Annotated in this window: 6 protein-coding genes; 1 reads left to right on the forward strand and 5 read right to left on the reverse strand. The window is 67.2% G+C overall.

Annotated features, from left to right (window positions below):
- The 5 genes from ELR45_RS41570 to infC form a co-directional block, all read right to left on the reverse strand.
- The coding region (locus tag ELR45_RS41570) for a TIGR03618 family F420-dependent PPOX class oxidoreductase (RefSeq protein WP_240760179.1) at nt 1-275 on the reverse strand (275 nt) is incomplete at its 3' end.
- A 71-nt stretch (nt 276-346) separates the two neighbouring features.
- Nucleotides 347-1,222: a TrmH family RNA methyltransferase gene (locus tag ELR45_RS27100; protein ID WP_240760180.1), complete on the reverse strand. Its 876-nt coding sequence runs from the start codon at nt 1,220-1,222 to the stop codon at nt 347-349.
- A gap of 157 nt (nt 1,223-1,379) precedes the next feature.
- Complete coding sequence (gene rplT, locus ELR45_RS27105; protein ID WP_129669114.1) at nt 1,380-1,769, reverse strand: 50S ribosomal protein L20; 390 nt, start codon at nt 1,767-1,769, stop codon at nt 1,380-1,382.
- Nucleotides 1,770-1,847: 78 nt separating this feature from the next.
- The gene (gene rpmI / locus ELR45_RS27110; RefSeq protein WP_129669115.1) at nt 1,848-2,042 is read right to left on the reverse strand and encodes a 50S ribosomal protein L35; all 195 of its coding nucleotides are present in this window, start codon (nt 2,040-2,042) and stop codon (nt 1,848-1,850) included.
- A 15-nt stretch (nt 2,043-2,057) separates the two neighbouring features.
- A complete protein-coding gene (gene infC, locus ELR45_RS27115) occupies nt 2,058-2,738 on the reverse strand; it encodes a translation initiation factor IF-3 (RefSeq protein ID WP_129669116.1) in 681 nt (226 codons plus the stop codon).
- 294 nt (nt 2,739-3,032) lie between these two features.
- Here infC and ELR45_RS27120 point away from each other — a divergent pair, with 294 nt between their 5' ends.
- Nucleotides 3,033-3,389, forward strand: coding sequence for a DUF1844 domain-containing protein (locus ELR45_RS27120; RefSeq protein ID WP_205857385.1), 357 nt, complete (start codon nt 3,033-3,035; stop codon nt 3,387-3,389).
- Nucleotides 3,390-3,594: the final 205 nt, after the last annotated feature.

Genomic DNA, 3,594 nt, shown 5'->3' on the forward strand with positions numbered 1-3,594 from the left:
TCGGCCGGACCGTCGACCTGAACCCACTCGCCGTTGAACTCGTCGGACAGGATGATGATGCTGGCGCGGGGTGTGCGGCGGACGTTCACCGCCTTGGCGCGATCCGGATACGTCGAGACGACGATGCGCCCGGCGTCGTCGACTCCACACGTCACCGGGGAGCCCTGAGGAGTCCCATCGGCGCGCACGGTCAGCAGTACGCCGTGGTGACGCGGGCGCACGAACTCCAGCAGCCCATCACGGTCGACTTCGGTGTTGGTCGCGATATTCGGCATCTGCTCAGCCTAGTGACCCACTCATGATCATCAACCGTTGGCCGCGCCATCGCCGGTCTACTCGTTGATGATCATCGGGCCGGTGGTTTTCTCTGCGCGCGTGCCGTCGCGTACAAGCAGACCGCCGCGGCGGTGGCGAGGTTGAGGCTCTCGGCGCGACCGTAGATCGGGACACGCACCACGTGGTCCGCCAGCGCGCGCACGTCGTCAGGCAAGCCCCATGCCTCGTTGCCGAACAGCCACGACACCGGTTCGGCAAGCCATCCTGCCGTCTCGGCCTCGTCGAGATCCCGTTCACCCGCGCCGTCCGCCGCCAGCACGGTCATACCGCGCGCGTGTGCGTGCTGCACCGTCGCCGAGACCGTAGCGCCGGTGGCGATGGGAAGGTGGAACAGGCTCCCGGCCGAAGCGCGAACCGCCTTGCCGCCCTGCGGATCAACCGAGCCGCTGGTCAGCACGACGGCGTCCGCTCCGGCTGCGTCCGCACACCGGATCACCGTCCCGGCGTTACCTGGGTCGCGCGCCTCCACCAGCGCGGCGATCAACCTAGGCGCCGCACTGACCGACGGCATCTCGGGCGTGTCCAAGCCGTTCTGTCCGGGGAGCCGCGCAGAGCTCTTCCCCAGCGCCTCGTCGAGCGAGACGACCAGCGAGCGGCACACCGCGACGATCCCCTGCGGGCTCACGGTCTCTGACAGCGTGGCCAACGCGGCTTCGTCCGCGAGATGGAGCGACACACCGTCGGCGCCGGCCCGTTCAGTGAGTTCGGGATGGCGTTCGGTGGCAGCCGGCGTGGCGAAGACCTCGACCACTCGGCCCGGGCCTGCGCTCACCGCCTCGCGCACGGCTTGCGCACCCTCGGCGAGGAAGAGGCCGGCCTTCTCCCGGCCGGCCCGCCGCGTGAGTTTGCGTGCCTGACGTATCCGCTCCGAGCGCTCCGTCAACATGTCGGTCGGTGGCTCAAGGCGCGCGGCACCGCCATCACCCACCGGGAGACCGGCCCCGCACATGCGACGGGACCTGCCGGAAACTCCCGCAGGTCCCGTCCGCGCACCGCTCTCAGCGGCTTCGCGTACATGTCATTCCCTGGCGAACACCGGAGAACTAGGCGCTCTCAGCAGCCGGCGCGTTGCGGTCGGCCGGCAGCGCCGCACGGGCGGTCTCGACCAGAGCCTTGAAAGCGGCCGGGTCATTGACCGCGAGGTCGGCCAGGATCTTACGATCCACGTCGATCTCGGCCAGGCGCAGTCCCTGGATGAGCCGGTTGTAGGTCAGGCCCTCCGCCCGAGACGCGGCGTTGATCCGGGTGATCCACAGCTGACGGAAATCGCCCTTACGCTGCTTACGGTCCCGGTACGCGTAGACCAGGGAGTGTGTGACCTGCTCCTTGGCCTTCCGGTACATCCGGGAGCGCTGACCCCGGTATCCGCTCGCCCGCTCGAGGGTCTCGCGGCGTTTCTTGTGGGCGTTGACCGCCCGCTTCACGCGTGCCACTGATACTCCTAGCTCGTTCCGGCCTACAACGAATCGGCCGGGATCTTCTTCGTCCGTTCAGGCTGACAAGGGGCGCTTCTACTTGCCGAGAAGCTTCTTGATCCGCTTCCCGTCTGCCTTGGACACCTCTGTGGTGCCGTCGAGTCGACGAGTGAGGGTGCTGTTCTTGTGCTCCAGGTAGTGACGGCGGTGCGCCTTCTGGCGAAGGACCTTGCCACTCCCGGTGATGCGGAACCGCTTGCTGGCGCCGCTGTGCGTCTTATTCTTCGGCATGGTTGCCGTGCTCCTCTACTCTTCGTTCTCGGCGGTTCCACCGCTACGCGCAGGACGGACCGGCCGCTCCTTCGCGGCCGCCTCGCGTCCCGCGGCGCGTTCCGCTCTCTCTGCTTCGGCATCCGCTTCGCGCTGGGCCTGCCGTTCCACCTTGGCCGCCTGACGGTCGGCCTTGGCGTCGGCCTTCTTCTTGTGCGGCCCCAGAACCATGATCATGTTCCGGCCGTCCTGCTTCGGCGAGGACTCGACGAAGCCGAGATCCTCGACGTCGGTGGCAAGCCGTTGGAGCAACCGGAAGCCAAGCTCGGGTCGTGACTGCTCACGGCCACGGAACATGATCGTGACCTTGACCTTGTCACCTTCGGCCAGGAAGCGCTCGACGTTGCGCTTCTTCGTCTCGTAGTCGTGTGTGTCGATCTTCGGCCGGAGCTTCTGCTCCTTGATCAGGACATGCGACTGGTTACGACGGGCCTCGCGCGCCTTCATCGCAGACTCGTACTTGTACTTGCCGTAGTCCATGAGCTTCGCCACCGGAGGTCGCGCGCTCGGTGCCACTTCTACCAGGTCGAGCTCGGCCTCGGCGGCGAGGCGCAACGCGTCCTCGATTCGCACGATGCCGACCTGCTCACCATTCGGGCCGACGAGCCGGACCTCCGGAACCCGGATCCGGTCGTTGATACGGGGCTCGACGCTGATGCCGTCCTCCTCATTACTAGGGTTCTAGATAATTGCTGGCTTCACACAGCAGCAGCCAAAAAAGGCCTCCGCTATGCGCAGCGAAGGCCATCCGTAGCGATAGGCATGCATACGCACTCCTACCGCATGAGCATCTTTGATGCCCGGACCTGGACCCGACGGCCTGTGGCGGCTGTTCAGGTGGGAGGGTCTCCGCTTGCGTTCCACTTAAGCCAAACTGCGAGCAGCTGGATCAGGTGGACCGGTCAGTGTGACAGGCTACCACGGGTGAAGAACAGTTCCCACTCTGACTCTATTCCCACACCACCCCCCGGCGACCGTCCCGACCAGCAGCAGAGCCGGGATATCGCCGAAGTCCCCGCGGTGGAACTCATCTCGACGGCCGCCGTCCACCTCATGAGTGCCGCCGCCGTCCACCTCGGCCTGGCCGAGGACCTTCCGGAGCACCGGGACCTCGACGAAGCCCGCGGCCTCATCGACAGCCTCGCCGGCCTCCTCACCGCGGCCGTTCCGCATCTGGGCCATCACCACGCCGCGCCCCTCCGCGACGGCCTGAAAAGCCTGCAGCTCGCCTTCCGGGAAGCCTCCGCCATCCCGGACGCCCCCGGCGAGGGCCCCGGAGAAAAGTTCACCGGACCCGTCTACCGCTAGCCCCTTCTCGTCTTCCAAGGGTAGAGAGCGAGGTGGGTCGCCTAACCTGCTCCCCAGGCGGCGACGGGCCGGTAGCCCGACGCCAGTGCCCGCAGCCCTGTGGCGTCGACCGAGAACAAGACCGGACCAGCAAGGTCGACGACCAGTGCGTCCGCGCCGTCCGCCAGCGCGGACTCCGCGGCTGACCGCGTCGACACCGGCACCG

It is taken from the genome of Phytoactinopolyspora endophytica (assembly GCF_004138495.1).
Classification (GTDB): domain Bacteria; phylum Actinomycetota; class Actinomycetes; order Jiangellales; family Jiangellaceae; genus Phytoactinopolyspora; species Phytoactinopolyspora endophytica.